At 58.2% G+C, this 18972-nt stretch carries 19 protein-coding genes and 1 tRNA gene; 4 read left to right on the top strand and 16 right to left on the bottom strand.

Annotated elements, in window-relative coordinates; translation table 11 throughout:
* Nucleotides 1–3 precede the first annotated feature (3 nt).
* Genes HJ536_RS03620 through HJ536_RS03590 form a run of 7 tightly spaced genes read right to left on the bottom strand, consistent with a single transcriptional unit; the run spans nucleotide 4 to nucleotide 5949 of the window.
* Nucleotides 4–681 (bottom strand): flagellar biosynthetic protein FliR, encoded by a 678-nt coding sequence (locus HJ536_RS03620; protein ID WP_177156685.1) that lies wholly within the window; start codon nucleotides 679–681, stop codon nucleotides 4–6.
* A complete protein-coding gene (locus HJ536_RS03615) occupies nucleotides 674–2728 on the bottom strand; it encodes an FHIPEP family type III secretion protein (RefSeq protein WP_177156684.1) in 2055 nt (684 codons plus the stop codon). Before HJ536_RS03615 ends, HJ536_RS03620 begins: the two co-directional genes overlap by 8 nt.
* Entirely contained in the window at nucleotides 2725–3654 is a 930-nt protein-coding gene (locus HJ536_RS03610) for a hypothetical protein (RefSeq protein ID WP_177156683.1), read from the bottom strand. The genes HJ536_RS03615 and HJ536_RS03610 overlap by 4 nt, the downstream gene beginning before the upstream one ends.
* Nucleotides 3644–4498, bottom strand: coding sequence for a flagellar motor stator protein MotA (gene motA / locus HJ536_RS03605; protein WP_176852390.1), 855 nt, complete (start codon nucleotides 4496–4498; stop codon nucleotides 3644–3646). Before motA ends, HJ536_RS03610 begins: the two co-directional genes overlap by 11 nt.
* Before the next feature lie 2 nt (nucleotides 4499–4500).
* Nucleotides 4501–5124, bottom strand: coding sequence for a MotE family protein (locus HJ536_RS03600; protein ID WP_177156682.1), 624 nt, complete (start codon nucleotides 5122–5124; stop codon nucleotides 4501–4503).
* The gene (locus tag HJ536_RS03595; RefSeq protein ID WP_176852392.1) at nucleotides 5124–5465 is read right to left on the bottom strand and encodes a methyl-accepting chemotaxis domain-containing protein; all 342 of its coding nucleotides are present in this window, start codon (nucleotides 5463–5465) and stop codon (nucleotides 5124–5126) included. Before HJ536_RS03595 ends, HJ536_RS03600 begins: the two co-directional genes overlap by 1 nt.
* A gap of 10 nt (nucleotides 5466–5475) precedes the next feature.
* Entirely contained in the window at nucleotides 5476–5949 is a 474-nt protein-coding gene (locus HJ536_RS03590) for a flagellar basal body-associated FliL family protein (protein WP_177156681.1), read from the bottom strand.
* A 112-nt stretch (nucleotides 5950–6061) separates the two neighbouring features.
* Here HJ536_RS03590 and fliF point away from each other — a divergent pair, with 112 nt between their 5' ends.
* The 4 genes from fliF to HJ536_RS03570 are packed head-to-tail and all read left to right on the top strand — an operon-like array spanning nucleotide 6062 to nucleotide 9208.
* Nucleotides 6062–7630 carry a flagellar basal-body MS-ring/collar protein FliF gene (gene fliF / locus HJ536_RS03585; protein ID WP_177156680.1) on the top strand — a complete coding sequence of 523 codons (1569 nt, stop codon included), beginning with the start codon at nucleotides 6062–6064 and terminating at the stop codon, nucleotides 7628–7630.
* A complete protein-coding gene (locus HJ536_RS03580) occupies nucleotides 7627–8220 on the top strand; it encodes a FliH/SctL family protein (protein ID WP_177156679.1) in 594 nt (197 codons plus the stop codon). The genes fliF and HJ536_RS03580 overlap by 4 nt, the downstream gene beginning before the upstream one ends.
* Nucleotides 8221–8223: 3 nt before the next feature.
* Nucleotides 8224–8478 carry a FliM/FliN family flagellar motor switch protein gene (locus HJ536_RS03575; RefSeq protein ID WP_176852396.1) on the top strand — a complete coding sequence of 85 codons (255 nt, stop codon included), beginning with the start codon at nucleotides 8224–8226 and terminating at the stop codon, nucleotides 8476–8478.
* A complete protein-coding gene (locus HJ536_RS03570; protein ID WP_177156678.1) occupies nucleotides 8468–9208 on the top strand; it encodes a flagellar type III secretion system pore protein FliP in 741 nt (246 codons plus the stop codon). The genes HJ536_RS03575 and HJ536_RS03570 overlap by 11 nt, the downstream gene beginning before the upstream one ends.
* A 12-nt stretch (nucleotides 9209–9220) precedes the next feature.
* On the opposite strand, the gene HJ536_RS03565 is transcribed toward HJ536_RS03570, so the two are convergent.
* From HJ536_RS03565 to HJ536_RS03525, 9 genes are all read right to left on the bottom strand, one after another.
* Nucleotides 9221–10321, bottom strand: a complete 1101-nt coding sequence (locus HJ536_RS03565) for a flagellar basal body P-ring protein FlgI (RefSeq protein WP_194245639.1) — start codon at nucleotides 10319–10321, stop codon at nucleotides 9221–9223.
* Complete coding sequence (locus HJ536_RS03560; protein WP_177156676.1) at nucleotides 10321–11289, bottom strand: hypothetical protein; 969 nt, start codon at nucleotides 11287–11289, stop codon at nucleotides 10321–10323. The genes HJ536_RS03565 and HJ536_RS03560 overlap by 1 nt, the downstream gene beginning before the upstream one ends.
* Nucleotides 11289–12611 (bottom strand): flagellar hook-associated protein FlgK, encoded by a 1323-nt coding sequence (gene flgK / locus HJ536_RS03555; RefSeq protein ID WP_177156675.1) that lies wholly within the window; start codon nucleotides 12609–12611, stop codon nucleotides 11289–11291. The genes HJ536_RS03560 and flgK overlap by 1 nt, the downstream gene beginning before the upstream one ends.
* 10 nt (nucleotides 12612–12621) lie before the next feature.
* Nucleotides 12622–13917 carry a flagellar hook protein FlgE gene (locus HJ536_RS03550; RefSeq protein ID WP_176852401.1) on the bottom strand — a complete coding sequence of 432 codons (1296 nt, stop codon included), beginning with the start codon at nucleotides 13915–13917 and terminating at the stop codon, nucleotides 12622–12624.
* A 49-nt stretch (nucleotides 13918–13966) separates the two neighbouring features.
* Complete coding sequence (locus HJ536_RS03545; RefSeq protein ID WP_177156674.1) at nucleotides 13967–14782, bottom strand: OmpA/MotB family protein; 816 nt, start codon at nucleotides 14780–14782, stop codon at nucleotides 13967–13969.
* Nucleotides 14783–15102: 320 nt separating this feature from the next.
* Nucleotides 15103–15178, bottom strand: a tRNA-Thr gene (locus HJ536_RS03540).
* Between the two features lie 66 nt (nucleotides 15179–15244).
* Nucleotides 15245–16738, bottom strand: a complete 1494-nt coding sequence (locus tag HJ536_RS03535; RefSeq protein WP_177156673.1) for a heme biosynthesis protein HemY — start codon at nucleotides 16736–16738, stop codon at nucleotides 15245–15247.
* Nucleotides 16739–16748: 10 nt separating this feature from the next.
* Entirely contained in the window at nucleotides 16749–18143 is a 1395-nt protein-coding gene (locus HJ536_RS03530; RefSeq protein ID WP_177156672.1) for a COG4223 family protein, read from the bottom strand.
* Nucleotides 18144–18200: 57 nt separating this feature from the next.
* Nucleotides 18201–18941: a uroporphyrinogen-III synthase gene (locus tag HJ536_RS03525; protein WP_177156671.1), complete on the bottom strand. Its 741-nt coding sequence runs from the start codon at nucleotides 18939–18941 to the stop codon at nucleotides 18201–18203.
* Nucleotides 18942–18972 lie beyond the last annotated feature (31 nt).

Genomic DNA, 18972 nt, shown 5'->3' with positions numbered 1-18972 from the left:
GCATCATACCTCGAACAGCTTTAGGAGGCCATCCACCCAAACCACAACGATTGGCTTCAAGAATTCCATATTAAAAAGAACCGCCAGAAAGACAGATAGCGGCGCAAAAACCAACATCACCATCAGTTGCGGCATAGCCCTATTCACGAAGCCACTGATCAGGTTAAATATGACCGAAAACAAAAGAAAGGGTGCGACAACTTGCAATGCAACTTCCGTCAACCAGTCAATCAAATCGAAAATCGATTTAAGATCAATATTGGGAGACATCTGAAGGCCAACCAGTCCGACCCAAATCGCGCCACTAGAAGCAAGCACCCCGCAAACGCACCACTTATAGATTTCCCCAAGAACACCTGCCGCTATGTCCTGACTCGTATTTAAATACTGGGATAGACTGTAGGATTGACCAAATGCAGATATCGCCATGTGCAGGATGAAAATTGGCAACCTAGCGCACAGACCCAATAGGCATCCGAAAGTCACGCCTCTTATAACTTCAAGCAGATCGAGTTCAATGAGATCCGGCGTCTCTGGATACAAAATGATTGTATAGCCCAAGGCCAATACCGTTTTTACCACTACTGGGATTTTGAGGTCATTCACGATCGGGGCGAAGGCGATAAACCCTCCAGCCTTGAGAAAAATCGTAAAAAAGGTCGCTAGTTGCAGCTCAGGCATCGAAGGGAATTACATCTTTGAACTTGATATTCGCTCCCGATCCAAGTTCCTCGAATGACACAACGGGTAGTTTTATTTGAGATGCATCCAGAACAGACCGCAGATAGCGTCTGCGCTTTGCGCTCACCACCAATACAACGCTCAAGCCGGACCTTGTTGAGCGGCTTGCCGCTTCGAAAAGGCGCGCCGACAGTCGCTTTAACTCCTCGGGCTGGATAGCGACAAAGCTTGGCTGACCGGTGGCTCCAACTTCGCTTTGCGAAAACAGGTCTTCCCACCTAGGATCAAGAGTGATGGCTTGGGTGTCATGGGCTCCATCAAAGGCGGCGTCCAGCACCTGAAGGTTGATCCTCTGTCGTACGAATTCGACCGCATTTTCCCCTCGGAAACCGCTGGATTTTGCCTCGACCGCTGCGTCCAGAATTGTGCTGAATCCGCGGATAGAAATCCCTTCGGACAACAAACCTTTGAGAATATCCAGCAGATATTCGTTGGGAATTTTGTCGGGAATAGCATCGCTGAGGCATAGCTTGATGCCCTCTGCTTTCACAGGATCCGACTGTCGCACCAGAGAGTTCAAGGTCTGCTTCAGCGTCTTGGCAGTCATCAGGGTGTCCAGATTATTCGTCGCCACATCCATCAGATGCGTGAGCAAAACCTCTTCGCCTGTCAGAACGGTAAATCCTGAAAGTGCCAGCTCTTCTTTTTCCAAAGAGGGATACCATTTCGCGGGAGCTCCATAGACGGGATCGCGAGTGCCCTCGCGCCCGTCAGCTTGGTCTAGCAGGACCAGGACGTCATTCCCTTGCAATTCCCCCCAAGCGACTTTGGCGCCGTGAAGGTGAATTTCGTAAATGTTGTCCCGCAGTACACTGTCTTCGGCGATGCGCACCTGAGGGATGAGTAGCCCGAACTTCTCGGCGATGTGCATTCGTAGGGGCCGGATGCGCTGTTCGATACCAGAATCCGCCCGAAGCAAAGAGCGCGAAATCGTTCCTGAAACCTTGATCAGGATATCATCGGCCTCAAGCAGATCTTCGATTTTATCGACGTGGATTTCTGCGTCCTGCTCGTTGGAAGTTTCCAATTCAGGCTCGATGTCTTGGGACGCGTAAAACCACATCGCAGCGGCAGAGCCCGACACGAAGAGAAACGGAATGGTCGGCAGGCCAGGGACCAAAGCCAGAGCCGCGCACACCATCGAAACAGCCAACAGGACCTCTTTCCGAGACCGAATTTGATGAGCAATCGCGTTTGAGGTTGGCTTGCGATCCGGCCCTTTGGCCAGCAACAAGCCTGTCGCAAACGAAATAATCAAAGAAGGAATTTGCGAGACGAAACCATCACCAATCGTCAGAAATGCGTAAAGCTTCAGGGACTCGCCCAAGGCCATGCCATAGGTCAACACCCCAAATCCGACCCCGATAATCAGGTTAATGGCGGTCAGCAACAGGCCCAGAACGGCATCGCCCTTTACGAATTTCGCCACACCATCGAGGGCTCCGTAAAAGGAGCTTTCCTTGGACAGGCTATCACGCCGTTGCGACGCATCTTCGTGGGTGATCGCGCCCGAAGCCAGGTCGGCGTCGATGGCCATTTGCTTGCCCGGCATCGCGTCCAGCGAAAAGCGCGCGGACACTTCGGCCATTCGGGAAGAGCCCTTGGAAAGCACCAGAAAATTCAAGAGGGTGAAGATGACGAACACCACGATCCCGATGTGCAAGCCTTCGCCCATCACGAACGACGCGAAACCGTATAGGGTCTGCCCCGCAACCTTCTCGCCGTATTCGCCCGCGGTTAGGATCAGTTTGGTCGAGGCAATGTTGATATAGACCCTAAAAATCAGAGAAATTAGGATAAATTGGGGGAAAGCGATAAATTCGGATGCGCTCGGGGTTAGCAAAACCAGAGACAGGATCAGGATCGCTAGCGAGAATGAAATCGCCATCCCTAGATCCAAAAGCACAGAGGGCATGGGCATTAATAGCGAAACAAATGCCAGTGCCGCAAAAGTCGCTAGTATGATGCTGGAGTCGATAACCCTCATTGCGCAGCCTCTCGATAGCTGTCAAGAAGCGCTTGAACCCGATCCTGAAGGGTCTGGTCAGCAGGCGTCCGAGCAATGGCTTCGGGCTTAGAAATTGGTTGAACCGCCTCGGGATGTGTAACCGGTTCGGGTATCTGTATGGGTGCCGTTTTCTCGGTTAACCAAGTGTCTGATTGCTGGTCGGCTTTCGAACGCCACTCCAGAGCCTCCGCTTGCTCCAAGGGGCCCATTTCAAAGCACGACCCTGCTTCTGCCTCTGCGCCGCCCATGATGAACCACTCTTCTGCGGCAGAAGCCTCTCTCAACGCGAGACGTGCTTCGTCCACCCATCCGCGATCAAAATAGCGATTAAGTTCAGTAGCTTCCGAGGCACCGGATGCAGAGAGAGCAGCGTAATCAATTACGTAGTTTTCGAAACGACAGAGCTTCTGGGGTTCCGTGGTCTTGGTCGAACTCTCTGACAAAAATTCCTCGCACCACGTGCCGGGAAGGCACTTTGCGGACAAGGTCGCAGGAAAAGACCCCCATTCCGTATTTTGAACGGCGTGCGGCACCAACGGAAATGCCACTTCCTCGGATGCTTTTTCCAAAATATCGATGACGTAGTAACCTTGATGGGTGAACGTTTCCGTTCCGCAAGCGCAGTTCAGGGCTACCGCGATTTCGTTATCGTTCGCATTTATGCTGCCGATGCGACTGGTGCCGATCTTGTTCAATGCGTCCTTCAGATCGGTCTGCGAAACAGGCGCTGCGCCAAATATCTGAAGCCGCCCATCCTCCAGAGACACCCGCGGGTCGATATCACCCAACTGACGGACAGCAAGCCGCGTAAAGCCTTCATGCTCACCCGCCAGGATCGACTGAGCTGCTGCTGGCATTGCCAGCCCGCACACTCCAATCACCAAGGCAACAAGGTTAAGCTGCATTGAGCCCCTCCTCGACCTCGTTGAAGCTGGGTCTATAGGAAGACGGCACGCTCTGCCGACCCACTTCGATACAAAGGTTCGGCGTGTGACCAAAGAGATCTGCCACAAGCACGTCACGTACGACCGTGTAAAATTTCTCTTCGGTTTCGGTTGCAGCCGTCACCTTTGCCGAAAACGGCCCCACGATCCCGTAGGCCAGAAACACGCCCAAGAACGTCCCGACAAGCGCGCCGCCGATCAGCCCCCCCAGCACTTCGGGCGGCTGGTCGATGGAGGCCATCGTTTTGATCACACCCAGAACCGCGGCCACAATCCCTAGCGCAGGCAAAGCATCTGCCACGTTCTGCAACGCATGACCGGAATGGGACTGACTACTGGCATGCTCCTCGATGCGTTTACCAAGCATCTCTTCGACCTGATGAGGATCGTCATAGTTCAGGCTTCCCGCGCGAAAGGTATCGCAGATCAAGGAAACCGCCTCTTTGTCCTGCAAAATTCTGGGATAAGGCACAAAGATCGAGGAATTCTCCGGGTCTTCGATATGACCTTCCAAGTCAACAGGGCTTTTGCGGCTGATCTTGATCAGCGCGTACAGCAGGCAAAGGAGATCGCAGTAATCCTGCTTGGTCCATTTCGCACCTTTGAAGACCTTGGTGACGTCCCCGATGGTGTGCTTCACCGTGTGCAGGTCGTTACTCAGCAGGAACGCGCCAGCTGCCGACCCACCAATCATCATGAATTCGAACGGGAGGGACTTCATGATGATCGACATCTTGCCGCCCGCCAACAAGTAGCCCCCGAATACCATGATGAACGTGACCGCGATCCCGACGACACCAATCATGCTTAATCCTCCACGCTTCGGGGCGAATGGTCGGGCAGATGTTCTTTGGCCCAACTCGCGTTTCGACCGGCCAGAATGGCGCTCACCGCATAGGCTTTGGCCGAGGGCAGGTTTCCCATGACCGCCGCAGCGGCCTGAGGCTTCATCCGGCCCAAGAAACCGGCGGCAAACTCCATATCCATCTCTGCAAACAGGTTCGCCGCGTCCTTGGGCTTCATCGCCTCGTAAACCTTGGTTAACTGCTCCAGATCATCGGCCGAGGCGGTTTCCCCCTGCCCCATGGTTCGGCGCAGCCGCTCGTTCTCTTCTTGAAGTTCGGCGATCAAGGCCTGCGCCTCGACCCTCTTGACCTCCAGGGTGGCGAGTTTCGCGTCGATCTCGCGCTCTTTCGCGTCAAGCTGTTTGCTGCGCGCATCGTTAAAAGCCTCGCGCTTTGCCAGCGCCGCGAACAGATCTTTCAGCTCCTCTTCGCGGTAATCGACAAAGGCATCTTCCTTGTGCCCGATCGCCATTTCGGGGACCAAAGCCACCGCCTGAGTGGCCGACATGCCGATTTTCAGGAACCCGCCCGTCGCGAACAACGCGGCAATCGCGATCAGGCTACCGGATTTGCGGGCCTTGGCCATCACGCACCCCGCTTCATCATACGATGGGAAAAGATCGGTTCTGGCGCGGGTTTCGACTCCTCCATGTCGTGCATAGAGGCAACCATCAGCTCCAGCTTCTTGGCGACGGTCTCGGCACGCTCTGTCAGTGTTTCCAATGACTTGTTAGAGGCATCCGCAGTTCCCTTCGCGTTGTCGAGCGTCTTGGTCAGATCATCGACCTGCGCGGACAGCACCGCCACGGCGCCGCCCACCCCGTTTTCCAAGTTGTTGAACTGCCGCAAACGGCGCGAGAGCACCATGCAATAGATCGAGGCCCCAAGCGCACCGGCCCCAAGAAGTGCATCAATGACAAATTCCATGTCGAGTTCCTTAGTTAGGGACAAGTTCCAGGATCAGAAGGTCGATCAGTGGCGCCTCGCCGATCACGTCAATGACGCGCAGGCGCATGTGATCGCGGAACTGGTCGATCGCGTCGGGATAGTCGAAGTACTCGGCCTTCACCGACCGCAGGAAATTTTGCAGGGCGTCGACAACGCGAGGCATCAGAATCTGCACTTGCTCCGCATCTTCGGGACGCACCTCTAGGCTGCCGCGAAACCGAAGATGCCGACCCGACAGAAACGGGCCATTCATCACGATGATCTGGGGAATCTCGAGGAACACACCCGCGGCCGGCGCGACATATCCATGGTCCGCGGCGACCTCTGGAACGTGACGCAAGCCCAGCAGATCCAGCCCGACGGCCGCATATCCCCCAGCCGCACCAATCACTGCCAGAATCAGCCCCAGAACCAGCCCCGAGCCGCCCTTTTTCGCTTCTGTTTCTGCTGTTTGATCGCTCATCGCCATCTCCTGCTACGGAAAACAGTTATGGGCGGCAGAAGCTAACCGATTGTTAAGCGTGATCCCTCAAAACGGAATTTGTCAGGCAGAAGTCGGCGCTCCGGAGGTGCATGTGCAGCAATTCATTACAATGTGGAACAGCTTTGACAGTCGAAAGCAGATCATGGTCGTGGCGGCTACGATCGGGACTTTTGCCGCAATCCTTTCCCTCGTTTTTTTCGTGAGTCGGCCCAGTATGGTGCTGCTTTATGGGGGTCTTGATCCGGCCAGCGCCGGTGAAATCACCCAGAGTCTGGACAGCCAGAACGTCCCCTATCGCATTCAGGGGACCAGCATTTTCGTGGATGAGACCCAGCGCGACTCGCTGCGGCTGTCCTTGGCCAGTCAGGGCCTGCCGGATTCGGGCGTGTCGGGTTATGAGCTGCTGGATGATCTGAACGGATTTGGGACGACCACCCAGATGTTCAACGCCACGTATTTGCGTGCAAAAGAAGGTGAATTGGCCCGCACCATTCAGGCCAGTCCCCAGATCCGGTCGGCCCGCGTCCACATCTCGCAAGAAGACAAGTCGCCGTTCCGCCGCAGCGCCGCTGCCAGTGCCTCCGTCTCTTTGAAATTGCAGGGCGGCGCGGTGATCAGCGCCTCGCATGCCAAGGCTTTGCAGTTTCTGGTCGCCTCTGCTGTGACCGGACTAGAGCCCGAAAACGTAGCCATTATTGATGAACGTGGCAAGCTGATCTCGGCCAAATCAGACGAGGATTTCGTGACCGAGGACGGCACCGCCGCCGAGCGTATGGCCGCCCGGGTCGAGCGGATGCTAGAGGCCCGCGTCGGGGCCGGTAACGCCGTGGTCGAGGTCAGTATCGAGCGCGTCACGGAACGCGAATCGATTGTCGAACGGCTGGTGGATCCTGACAGCCGCGTCGCGATCAGCAGTGAAACCCAAGAAAACTCGGCCACTGCACGCAATTCCGAGGCAGGCATGACCGTCGCGTCGGATTTACCTGAAAATGCGGGCGCGAACGGTGGGGATTCGTCGGAAAACTCGAACGAAACAGTCGAGCGGGTGAATTACGAAGTCTCGGAAACCCGCCGCGAAGTCCTGCGCACCCCCGGCGCGATCAAACGTCTGACCGTTGCGGTTTTGGTTAACGGCGTTGCCGGAGAGGACGGCGCAATCGTCCCCCGTGACACCGATGAAATGACCGCCCTGACCGCCTTGGTCGAGGATATCGTCGGATTTGACGAAGGGCGCGGTGACGAGATCACCGTTCAGTCTATGGCCTTTGTGGGGGCCGAAACCGCTGCCGCGACTCCTGCCCCCGGTTGGCTGGCGGCCTCTGCGCCATCCGCAAATTCGGTGATCCGCATGGGCATTCTGGCACTCGTGGCGCTGGTTCTGGGCCTGTTTGTCCTGCGCCCACTGCTGCGCAAACCCGAACCGATCGAGCTGCCGCAGTTGGCCGAACTTCCCATGGGGGGCTTCGGGATGGCGCCGCTTGACGGGGAAATCGACGATGGCCTGGGTTTTCAACCCCTGTCTACGGATATCGGCGGACCCTCGATGGAGGCCTCTGATGATCCCGTGACGCGAATGCGGGCTCTGATTGATGCCAGAAAAGACGAAACCATGACGATTCTGCGCAACTGGCTTGAGGACGAGAAGGAGCAGGAAACATGAGTATCGGATCGCTGCTTATGGATTTCGGTCCATCGCCCGTGATTGAGGATATTCCCGAGCAAGCAACCGGCCTTAACCTTGATTCCTTCGAAGAAGGGTACAACGCAGGTTGGGCCGATGCGGTCAAAGCGAACAAGGATGAACAGGCCGATCACCGCGCCAAAGTCGCCGAAAGCCTGAAAGATTTCGCGTTCGCCCGCACCGAAATGCAGCAGCAAACCCTGCGGGAATTACGTCCCCTGATCGAAGGCGTTCTAACCGCAATCCTTCCGAATGCACTGCGACCCGCCTTGGCCCCGATGGTCGTCGAAACGCTAGAGGCCATGGCCTCTGACTCCCTATCCAACGCGATCAAACTCGCCGTTCCCGAAGGCATGGCCAGCGATGTCGACCACCTGTTGGACCCGAGCAACTGGCCAGATCTAACGGTGATCGAAGACCAATCTCTGGGCACCGGCCGCGCCGAGATCCGTTTTGGCGATACGACGAAAATCATCGATCTGGACGCGGTTCAGGACCAGATCAGCCGCCTTGTTTCCGATTTTTTCAACGCTCCGCAGACCATCGGGGCGACTGGTACAGAGGGATAAACCATGACCAACCGCTTTTCCGCGCTTCCCATCGAGGTTCATGTCTGCGTCGGACGCGCGCGTCCCTCTCTGGGGGAACTTCTGGAACTGGCCCCGAACGCGGTGCTGACGCTCGAGCAAAAGATCGACGATCCGGTCGAGATCATGATCGGCGAGCGTGTGATCGCCCACGGTATTCTCGAAGAAGTTGACGACGGCACCCGTCGCTCCCTGTCGGTCCGCCTGACCTCGGTCAAGAGTTTCGAAAATGAAGCGTAATCTGATTGCCCTACTGCTGGCCGCCTCCGTCTTTGGCATCGGCACGGCTGCGCACGCCCAAGGGGTCGACATCGGCGGGATGACCATGGACGACGGTCTGAGCCAGCGTGTCATTCAGGTGATCGCCTCTGTGACCGCGATCACCTTGGTCCCGGCCGGCATGATGATGGTGACCTGTTTTCCGTTTATGCTTACGGTGCTTGTGGTGGTGCGATCCGGCTTGGGGCTGCAGCAATCACCGCCGAATATTCTGCTTATCACCATCGCGCTCTTCCTGACTTACTTCGTCATGGAGCCGGTCTTTCTGGATATCTGGGAAAATGCGCTGAAGCCCCTTAATGCGGGACAAATCAACATAGAACTGGCCTACGAGCGCACCCAAGGCCCCCTTCGCGGGTTCATCACACCGCGGATTGATGTGGAGGGACTATATCGGCTAGCCGAAACGCGCGGAATGAATACCGCCGATTTGACGCTGGAGAACGCGCCGTTCTCGCTGCTGGTGCCGAGCTTTATTCTGTCGGAACTCACCTTGGCGTTTCAGGTCGGCTTCGTGGTCTATCTGCCGTTCTTGATCATCGATCTGATCGTTTCAGCGATCCTGATGTCGATGGGGATGATGATGGTGCCGCCATCGGTGGTGTCGCTTCCCTTTAAACTCGGGTTCTTCGTGGTCAGCAATGGGTGGTCCCTTTTGGCCGAAGGCCTGGTAACGGGGTACATGGGCTAAGGCCCATGCCCCCTATTTCACAACCAATTCTGCATACAGGGCGCCAGCCGCCTTGATGCTTTTCAGAATGTCGATCATGTCGCGGGGCGAGACGCCCAAGGCATTCAGCCCCCCGATTACTTGCGACAACGACGTTCCCCCACGCACCTCTGCCAACCCCACGCCCTGCCCCTCTTCGATCGAGGCGGTTGTGCGCGGCAAAACAATCGTCTCACCGTCCGAAAACGGGTTCGGTTGCGAGACGACAGGCTCTTCGCTGACCCGCAATGTCAGGTTCCCCTGAGCCACCGCCACACGCGCAATCCGCACGTCATCGCCCATGACGATGGTCCCAGATCTTTGATCAATCACGACGCGCGCGCGGCGCTCTGGCTCGATCAACAGGTTCTCAATGGCACCGATAGCATGTGCCGGCGAGGACGCCCGTGTCGCAGGAACGTCCAGCTCAACGGTACCGGAATCCGTCATCCGCGCAACCGCGCGTCCGAATTTACCATTAACAGCCCGCTCGATCCGCGCTGCCGTCGTAAAATCAGGCTCGCGCAGGGCAAGCCTCAAACGATCCAGCGACCCAAGCTCGAACGCAACTTCGCGCTCCACTCTGGCTCCGGCGGGAATAGTCCCCGAGGTCGGCACCCCCTGAACAACTTCGGCCGCTTGGCCGCTTGCGACGGCACCTGCGGCGATAATCGTGCCTTGGGCAACGGCGTAAATATCCCCATCGGCGGCATTCAGAGGGGTCATAACCAGCGTCCCCCCAAGCAGGCTTTTGGCATCCCCGATCGCAGAAACCGTCACGTCGATCTGCGTCCCCGCCCGCGCAAACGGCGGCAGACTGGCCGTCACAAACACGCCTGCCACGTTCTGAGGCCGAAGCTGCTCGCCCGTGACGTTAACCCCAAGCCTTTCCAGCATGGTTCCCAGCATTTCTTCGGTAAACGGCGCATTGCGGAACCCGTCACCCGTCCCGTTCAGGCCAACGACAAGGCCATAGCCCACCAAATCGTTGCCCCGTACGCCATCAAACTCGACCAGATCTTTCAGCCGGATCGGCGAGGCGATTGCCGCCTCGGCAACCAGGATCATCATCAGGGCTACCAGTATCCGACGCATCACATGAACTCCGCAAAGTTCATCGACGCCATTCGGGAGGTCACCAGATACAGCCGCTCTAACGCCTGTTCGTATTGCTCCAGTTCGCTGGCGGCGTCGTACATGTCCGGCGTGGTCATCTCTGTCAGACGCAGTTCCATCGAGGTCGCCATTGCGCTGTTCCGCGCCTGAAACGTCTCGATCCGTTCCTGAGTTACCCCGATCGTCCCGCGCGCGTCAGCGATACCTTGGGCACTGGTTAACAGGGCAACGCCGGCCTCCCCGACCACATCAGCATCTGCGATTAGAGCCCCCGTTGCCATCGCCGCCAATGCCTGACGCAACGCCGGGGACATCGCGGTCAGATCCGCTGAAGCACTCTGCTGATCGCCTATGGTAAAGCTGACCCCCTCACTCTCGGCCCCGGCAAAGGACGCCGCATATCCCCCCGCAGGATCAGTAAAGAATGTCTGGATATGCGCGGCCGCATCCGCGTGAGACATGCCTGCAATCTCGGTCGACAGGGTCTGCAACATAGCTGAGCCATCCGGCAGCGGAGCCGTATCGACCGCCGCACCAGAAAACAGATGACGCCCACCTGCAGCCCCGTTCAGCGTTCCGACCGTCTGCTCGAACGCAGACCGGGCGCTTGCCGAAATCGTATCAAGGGTTCCGGTGGCCGCGGACTCTTGGGCGGCAACCATATCTTGGGACAGCGCTGTGGCCAGATCCCCAACTGCCCCCAATGCAGCTTGCTGTTGCTCCAGAAAGAAGGCCGCCTGAGTACCGGCCTCTTGGTAAGCCCCAATCCGCGTCAGCGTATTCTGGACGGCATTCAATGGTCTGAAATCCGATTGGAAAGTCTCTCTCAGGTTCTGAATCTTGCCCTCGGCAACTGTTGCTGCCGCCGTTTCAAAACCACTACTGACTTGGGTATTCGCCCGACGCAGGGCCAGATATTGTGCCAGATCACCACTTGCCGAGATCATCACGTCATCCTCATCAATGTGTCCATCATCTCGTCCACGACCGAGATCACCCGCGCATTCGCCGTGTAGATTTTCTCAATTATCAAAAGAGTTTGGAGTTCCGCATCACTGTCCACGCCCTCTGCGGCGACCGCCTCGGACATCGCCGCATAGCTTGCACTCGCGGCGCTTTGGCTCATTTCCGCGCGCAGCAGTTGGCCCGATTGGCCCGTGACATAGTCACCGAAAACACCCGACAGATCGGACAGCCCCTGTGTCAGGGTATCAAGGTAACCAGTGTTGCCCGCATAGCCTTGGCCGGCCGCCGCAAAGCCATCCCGCAGACGCCAGGGCTCTGCCTCGAGCTGCGAGTTAACCGACAATTTGCCATTCGTTTCGGTAAACAGGCCCGCCCCGTCGAAGCTTGTGTCAGACAGAAGCTGCTGCCGCAGAGCATCCAGTTCTTCGCTGGCCGTTGGCATCAGGCTGTCGCGCACCTCGAACGCGGCCTCGAGCCGACCACCAACCAAGCGATCGCTAATATCGCTGCCATCCTTGCCCGCGATCGAAACGCCCGAAAGCGCACCACCAGCAAGGCTCATTTCGGCGTCCATTCCCTGAGCGGCCGTAAACTCCAGCGTCACAGCCTTGCCATCCAGCAGAACCTGCCCGCCGCGGCTGACCAAGGCGATAGCTCCGCTGTCACGCTCAAGCATCCGAACGGGAATGATCTCGGACAGGGTCGCGACCGCGGCGTCCCGGCGATCCAGAAGTGTCGCGGTGCTGCGACCATTGGCCGACAGAGTAACGATCTGCTTGTTCAGCTTTTCGATCTGGCTCAGGGCCTCATTCGCGACATCGATATCGGTGGCGATGGACTGGTCTGCCGACAATCGCTCGGCCTGAATCGCCTCTTCGACATTGTTCATACCGGTCGCCAAATCACCCGCTGCGTATAGCACTTGTTGCAGCCGCAGATCGCTTTCGGGCGCGGCCGAGGCGGAAATCAGCGCGGATTGCAGCGCATCCAGCGTGCTGGTCAGGCTGCCATCTTCCCCGACGGTTCCGACAGCAGCGTCCACCCCGGCAAAGGCCAGAGTGCGCGTGTTCGCTGCGGCAAAATTGGCCGCCTGACTGTTTACCGACGACTGTAACGCCGCGTCGCGCTGCCGAAGGATTCCGGTAACTTTGACGCCGCCATTGATATTCGAGACCTGCGTGATCTCGCGCTTGGCATAGGTTTCGTTCGTCGCGTTGGACAGGTTCGAAGACACGATCTCTGCCGCCAGAGACGACGCGCCCAAACCCGACAGCGCATTGGAAATTGCACTCGTCAGAGACATTCAGACCCCCTTAGCGTTTGATGTTGGTGGTCTCTTGAAGCATTTCGTCGACCGTTTGGATGATCTTCGCATTCGACGAATAGGCGCGCTGGGTCTGGATCAGGTCGGTCAGCTCGCCCGCGACATCCACGTTGGATTCCTCGAGCGCGTAGCTGATGATGTCGCCAGTCGGTCCGTCACCCGCATCCCAGAGGAAGAAGCTGCCGCTATCTGGCGAGGGCGAATAGGTCTGGCTGTCCAGAGCAATCAGACCATCGGGATTGGGCAAATCCACCAACGGAATTTTGTAGATAGCGCGGGTGATGCCGGTGTCATAGAGGGCATGGACGGTGCCGTTTTCGTCAACCTCTACAGAGGTGACGTTGCCGATCTCGTAACCGTCCTTGCTGATCGACAACGGCGCGAAATCGTCGGACAGCTGGGTCATACCTGACGCGCTGCCCAAAGAGCCGATGTCGAATTCGATCGGTCCACCTTCGACATTGACGGTGAACTTGCCGGTCGCGCCATCATAAGTGCCCCCGGTCAATGCCGCGACAGATGCCAGAGTACCGCCCGATGCGCGCGAGTCGTCAAAGGTCAGAGTGTATTCCCCAATGACGGTGCCGCCGGTTGCCCCATCCATGATGGTCATGGTCCACTCATTGCTGGATCCGCTGGTCGGAATGGTCGGCGAGAATGTGATGTCGAGGCTCTGTGACGTGCCCAAGTTGTCGAAATATTCGATCGACAATTCCTGCATCGCACCGGCTGCGTCAGACGCCGTTTCACTGGCCGGAAGGTTTACCCCCAGACTGACTTGAGTTGTCGGCTCGCCCGACAGTTGGTTCACGTTGATCTGCACTGGAACCAAGGCATCCGCCGTATCACGCGCATAGGTCGGGAAGGACCCATCGGGCAAAGCTGGCCAGCCAAGCAGAACCAGTCCGGAGCCAGTGGTCAGGTACCCTTCGGAATCTGTCCGGAAGGACCCTGTTGTCGTCAACAGCATCTCTTCGTTGCCGGTTTCGATCCCCGAATGCTGGGTCACTGGCAGAAAACCACGGCCACGCACTGCCAAGTCGGTCGAATTCTCGGTCGTGACCAAAGAGCCCGACTCGCCAATCCGCCGCGCCGTGGTGATGCGGACCCCGCCTGCTGAATATTCCCCGCCAGCGCCCCCAACGACCATGGAATGGAAATCGGCCTCGGCCTTTTTATAGCCGTAGGTCGACGCGTTCGCGATGTTGTCCGAAATGGTCGCAAGCCTTCCCGCATTCGCGGCAAGTCCGGCCACACCGGCATTCAGTGACGAGGAAATAGTCATGGGGCACCCCTGAGTTTGGCGGTCATGCCCCATGCATACGGACGCAGGCTTAATGGCTGCCTAACGGAACCCGTGCCGGTTTTTGCAGAATGATGATCTCGATCCGGTTGTTGCCCAAGGCCATCGGCGCATCAGGGTACTTTAGCCGCTGGTCCCCAAATCCCGTCACACGCTTGATCCGGTCTCGATGAAGGCCACCCTTTTCCAGCAATTCCCGTACCTTATCCGCCCGGTCCAGTGACAAGCGCCACGTGGGATTATCCCGCAGAACCAAGGGATTCGAGGACATGTGGCCCGCCACCATAAAGTCATGATCCGTTTCCTGCGCCGTGGCAGAAACTGCCTTAAGGAAGTGTCTGAAATCCGCTGTCGGCTCTGCTGTTCCGGTCAGGAAAAGCATCGATTCGGGCCCCTCTTCCAGTTCAAGCGCCGGGCCTTCGTCGGTCATACGGAACTCGTAAATCCGATGAGACGGGTCGGCGGAACTCTCTTCCAAAGCCTCTTCCAGCTTCAGTTCCAGCTCCAGAATGGCACCGCGCGCCTTATTCTCTTCTGTCGGGTTCAGTGAAGTCGCACCCCTGCCCTCCAGCGCCAGAGTTTCCTCGGATTGCAGACTTTCGCCGCCAAAATTACCCTTACCGCCCCCGGAAATCCGGGCGACGGGTATGTCCGGCGTGAAATAATCCGCCAGCCCCTTACGTTGCTGTTCTGTTGTCGCGTTGAGCAGCCACATCAACAAAAAGAACGCCATCATAGCGGTCACGAAGTCGGCATAGGCCACCTTCCATGCGCCGCCATGGTGCCCACCACCGGCGATGACTTTCTTTCTTTTGATGATGACTGGCGCGTTTGCATTCGCTGCCATGTCTACCACCTTTCCCACCACGTTCAGGGATAGGTCGGAGGTATTATCAGAATCTTAATTCCCGCAGAGAACCCGAACAGTTGGTAAACAGGTGCCTCGCTCAAAATTAGGTCAGTAATGCATTCATACTTTTCAGCGTATTGGATGTTTTCAAAAGTTTCACAAATCAACCCCAAAAATGACTCTGAAAAAAGGTCAAGAAGTGGTACCCAATAAGTGCCTGTTGCACTCAGTCGTCGGGTGAGTCGAAACCATCAAGGCGGCCAGTCGCAACAGGCACGAAATCCCCTGATCGGTATACTTCGAATTTTTCGGAAAAGTGGTGCCGCAGAAGGGACTCGAACCCCCGACCCCATCATTACGAATGACGTGCTCTACCAGCTGAGCTACTGCGGCGTGCGGATCTGGCTCCAGATCCGGCGTGAGGTGCGCTTTATCACCCGCGCACCTCAGGGAAAAGACTTATTTTGAAGTCTCTTTGGTGGTCTCGGCCTCGATCACTTCGGCCTCTTCGATGTCCTCTGCGGTGGGCACAGGCTCGGTCACGGGGACGATCGTGTTCTCTGAGGGCTTGTCCGGCGCGCCAACGATCAAGGGCAGCATTTCCGCGTTCAGACCAGTGGTTGCCAGCAGTTGTGCGGGGGGCTGGCGCCATGCCAGCGTATCAAAGCCCTTACAATGCTCACAGATCGGAACCCATTCGTTGTGGATGTGGTTACAGTTGTCACAAATCCACGACGGACCGCGGGGCGCGGTGACCGCACGGGCCAGCCAGCCACGGACCACGGCATCCTCGGCGCCTTCGCCACGCTCGATCGCGGCCATCAGGGTCAGGGTGCGGGTGTTGGGCATGTCCTGAGCCAGATCACCCAGCGCACGGCGCGCGGCGGGGAAATCCTCGGCGGCGATGTGCAGCTCGGCCAGCAGCTGCTTGGCTTCGGCGTTGTCGGTGTTCTTACCCAGAAGGGTGCCGAAACGCTTCAGTCGCTGCTGCGGGGTCTCGTCAGGCTCGATCTCGGCAAAGGCGGCGGCCAGATCGGGGTGAGGCGAGACTTCCCAAGCCTTTTTCAGCACGCGCACGGCGTACTTTTTCTTGCCCTTGGCGACGTAACCACGCGCGGCCATGCAGGCGGCGGGGATCAGGTCGGGGGACAGACGGTTGGCTTCGATCGCCTCTTCACGGGCCTCGATCGAGGTGTCATCGGCGATCAGATCCTTGGCTTCGGACAGAGCCAGCACGGCATCGCGGCGCTTGTGAACGTCGCGGGGCAGGGTGCCGGTCTTCAGCTTGGTAGCAAGGGTCTGACGCGCCCCTTTCCAGTCCTGATGTTCAGCCTGCAGGCGCAGCAGAACGTCCTGTGTTTCCTCGTGCTTGGGCTTCAGCGCGAATGCGGTTTCGGCCAGCTTGAGTGCGACGTCGTTGTTACCCTCGGACAGGCGCTGCTTCAGCAGACCGCGCACACCGACGAAACGGGTGCGGTTGTCCTTGAGCAGTTCCTTGTAGACCTTCTCGGCGGTTTTGGTGTCGCCGATCATCTCGGCCGCTTGGGCGGTGATCAGGTTGGTCAGTTCGGGACGGTTCAGGTACTTGTCCGCTTGGTGGGCCTTGTTCATGGCCTCTTTCCCCTCGCCAGAGGCCAGGGCCAGCATGCCGTCGGACAGCGCCTTGAACCCTTTGCGTTCGCGGTTGCGACTGAAATAACGGGTGATGGCGGTTTCATCCCCGTTGATAAAGCGCAGCACCGCGACCAGCAGGGTCAGCAGCTTGAGCAGGACCCACACAGCGAAGATCAGCAGGATGCCTGCGATCACCGACTGGAGCGGGCCCAGATTGAACTCCATCCCACCGAAGGCGACCTGGATGCCGCCAGAGGCCTCCATCAGGTAACCAGCGCCAAGGGTCAGAGCCGAGACAATCAGAACAAACAGAATGATTTTTGCGAGCGACCAGAGCATTGGGCGAGCCTCAGTTATTCAGGGTTTGTGCAAGCGACTCGGCCGCTGCAAGAGCATCCTGACGCTGGCGCGCCAGTTCGATCCACGGGGCCATAGCGGGCTTGGCCGCGTCGGGCAGGGCGTCCAGCTCTGCCAGGGCATCGGTCAGGCGACCATCCTTGAGCGCGCTTTCGGCACGGCTCAGGACGGCGTCACTGGTGTCACCTTCTTTGGGCTCCAGCGAGCGGGCACCAAGCTGGTTCAACAGGAAGGCCCCAACGCGATCCGCTGCACCGCCATCGGCGTTTTCAGCGCGCGAGTCCTTTAGCGCCTCGCGGGCGTAGTCGGGATAGGTCTCGATCAGCTGGGTCAGGCTGGGGACACCATTGATCGACGCATCTGCCAGGGTGGCCGCGATGTCCGCATCAGTGTTCGCGCGCAGATCCGCCAGAGCCGGTTCAAAGGTGGTGCCAGCATCAAGTGCCGACTGCACACGGGTCAGCGCCGCGCGGGCCAGAGCCTGACGCGAGGTTTCCTCAGCAGCAGCTTCGGCCTCGACGGCTTCCTTGGCCATGGTCTCGATTTCGGAGCGCTGGGTGGCGACCTCGTCCCGCAGGCGATTCACTTCGGCCTCGAAGTTCGCGACAGCGGTTTCGCTGGCGATCTCGACGGGGCGCTGCTCCATGTCGTTCAGGCGGGTTTCGAGCGCGGTCAAGGTTTCGGTGGCAGCCGACAGGCGGCTGTCGAGCGAACCCAGAGTGCCCTCAATACCGGTCAGGCGATCCCCCAGACCCTCAACCTCGGCGGGCAGCGCGGGAACGGCTTGGGCCAGTTCTTCGATGCGGGCGGTCATGGCCTGCTCGGAGGCGGTGCGCTTAGCGATTTCGTCCTGAAGCAGGGTATCGAAGTCGTTCGCAGCAGCGCCAGCGGCGAAGGGCCCGACCTGATACATATAGGTGGTCACGCCAAAACCAATCGCTGCGGCGGCAACACCCCCAAGCAGCATCGGAAAGAAGCCGCCCTTGCGCTCGACCACAGTCTCGCGGACCACCTCTTTTTCAGGGGCAGGCGCGGCAGCAGGAGCTTCCTCGTCGACTTCTTCGATGACTTCTTCGGTCTCGACGATAACGGCGTCTTCGATCCCGTCCTCAGTCTTTTCGGCTTCGGCTTCGGCTTCGGCTTCGGCTTCGGCTTCGGCTTCGGCTTCGGCTTCGGCTTCGGCTTCGGCTTCGGAAGTGGTTACCGGATCGGCCTCGGTGTCATCCGCTTTTTCAGCGGTGTCTTCGACCGAAGTCTCGTCGGCTTTCACGACTTCCGCTTCGGGGGTCGTCTCTTCCGACCCTTCGGACTCTACCACTGCGCCGGTTTCTCCGGTTTCGGTCAACGCCTCAGGCGTCTCTTCCGGCTTGGCTGGTTTATTGTCCATGGTCGTATCAACCCCCCTTAAAATATAATGACTTTGGCGCCATATCGTCGCCGCAACTTATCCCCTAATTTCAGGGGTCACAATAAATCCGTCCCCGTCAAATAGGCTAGCAACCCCGTCTGCCATAGCAGGACTATCCGGCCTTGACGCAATAATAATGGTTTTTGCCCATCCATGAGGCAATTCCGATGCGACAGCCCAACTCATCGCGACAACATAACGCGGGGCCCCACCGCTGACTTGTTGCGCTAACAGTCTGGCACTACGCGCAGAAAACAACGGCAACACCACCGGCGAAGTTCCCTCGAGCAGCGAAATTGCCTCTGGAGTCAGGTTGCACGGCGTTTGGGCATAAACCACTTTTTCCCGTGTCAGGATGCCATGAGTCGATAACCGCTGTGCGACATCCCCGCGGGCAACCTCGCCCCGCAGGTGCAAGAGCGGCGTTTTGGGCCCCAGCCGCAGGATCGCCTCGACCAGTTCTTCGGCGTCCTCGCCCATCTGGCGGGCCTTGAAGCCGGCCTCTTTGGCGGTGGCGGTGGTGCGGGCCCCAACTGCATAGACAGGCAGATCGCGGCGATCGGTTTTCTGCACCAGCACATCGACCCCGTTCTGCGAGGTCACGATCAATCCCTTTACATGGTCCAGCGGCAGCAGGTCGGGCAGAGGCGCAATTTCCATCACCGGAGAGATCAGCACTGGCATCGGGCAGGGCATAGCCTGCGCCAACTCCAGTGCGAAACGTTCGGACCCTTCGCGTGGGCGCGTGATCAGGATCTTGGCTACGGGACGGTCCATGAGGCTCGTGGCATTGTAAGGTCTTTGCCCC

Origin of the sequence: Donghicola mangrovi (assembly GCF_013377535.1) — a bacterium.
Classification (GTDB): Bacteria; Pseudomonadota; Alphaproteobacteria; order Rhodobacterales; family Rhodobacteraceae; genus Donghicola; species Donghicola mangrovi.
Note: the sequence above shows the minus strand (reverse complement) of the source record. Positions and strands in the feature narration are given on the sequence as shown.

What these genes read in the sequence shown, in the direction of transcription:
- HJ536_RS03620 (WP_177156685.1), bottom strand. Translation starts at nt 681, where the DNA reads ATGCCTGAGCTGCAACTAGCGACCTTTTTTACGATTTTTCTCAAGGCT.
- HJ536_RS03615 (WP_177156684.1), bottom strand. Translation starts at nt 2,728, where the DNA reads ATGAGGGTTATCGACTCCAGCATCATACTAGCGACTTTTGCGGCACTG.
- HJ536_RS03610 (WP_177156683.1), bottom strand. Translation starts at nt 3,654, where the DNA reads ATGCAGCTTAACCTTGTTGCCTTGGTGATTGGAGTGTGCGGGCTGGCA.
- motA (WP_176852390.1), bottom strand. Translation starts at nt 4,498, where the DNA reads ATGATTGGTGTCGTCGGGATCGCGGTCACGTTCATCATGGTATTCGGG.
- HJ536_RS03600 (WP_177156682.1), bottom strand. Translation starts at nt 5,124, where the DNA reads ATGGCCAAGGCCCGCAAATCCGGTAGCCTGATCGCGATTGCCGCGTTG.
- HJ536_RS03595 (WP_176852392.1), bottom strand. Translation starts at nt 5,465, where the DNA reads ATGGAATTTGTCATTGATGCACTTCTTGGGGCCGGTGCGCTTGGGGCC.
- HJ536_RS03590 (WP_177156681.1), bottom strand. Translation starts at nt 5,949, where the DNA reads ATGAGCGATCAAACAGCAGAAACAGAAGCGAAAAAGGGCGGCTCGGGG.
- HJ536_RS03580 (WP_177156679.1), top strand. Translation starts at nt 7,627, where the DNA reads ATGAGTATCGGATCGCTGCTTATGGATTTCGGTCCATCGCCCGTGATT.
- HJ536_RS03575 (WP_176852396.1), top strand. Translation starts at nt 8,224, where the DNA reads ATGACCAACCGCTTTTCCGCGCTTCCCATCGAGGTTCATGTCTGCGTC.
- HJ536_RS03570 (WP_177156678.1), top strand. Translation starts at nt 8,468, where the DNA reads ATGAAGCGTAATCTGATTGCCCTACTGCTGGCCGCCTCCGTCTTTGGC.
- HJ536_RS03565 (WP_194245639.1), bottom strand. Translation starts at nt 10,321, where the DNA reads ATGCGTCGGATACTGGTAGCCCTGATGATGATCCTGGTTGCCGAGGCG.
- HJ536_RS03560 (WP_177156676.1), bottom strand. Translation starts at nt 11,289, where the DNA reads ATGATCTCGGCAAGTGGTGATCTGGCACAATATCTGGCCCTGCGTCGG.
- flgK (WP_177156675.1), bottom strand. Translation starts at nt 12,611, where the DNA reads ATGTCTCTGACGAGTGCAATTTCCAATGCGCTGTCGGGTTTGGGCGCG.
- HJ536_RS03550 (WP_176852401.1), bottom strand. Translation starts at nt 13,917, where the DNA reads ATGACTATTTCCTCGTCACTGAATGCCGGTGTGGCCGGACTTGCCGCG.
- HJ536_RS03545 (WP_177156674.1), bottom strand. Translation starts at nt 14,782, where the DNA reads ATGGCAGCGAATGCAAACGCGCCAGTCATCATCAAAAGAAAGAAAGTC.
- HJ536_RS03535 (WP_177156673.1), bottom strand. Translation starts at nt 16,738, where the DNA reads ATGCTCTGGTCGCTCGCAAAAATCATTCTGTTTGTTCTGATTGTCTCG.
- HJ536_RS03530 (WP_177156672.1), bottom strand. Translation starts at nt 18,143, where the DNA reads ATGGACAATAAACCAGCCAAGCCGGAAGAGACGCCTGAGGCGTTGACC.
- HJ536_RS03525 (WP_177156671.1), bottom strand. Translation starts at nt 18,941, where the DNA reads ATGGACCGTCCCGTAGCCAAGATCCTGATCACGCGCCCACGCGAAGGG.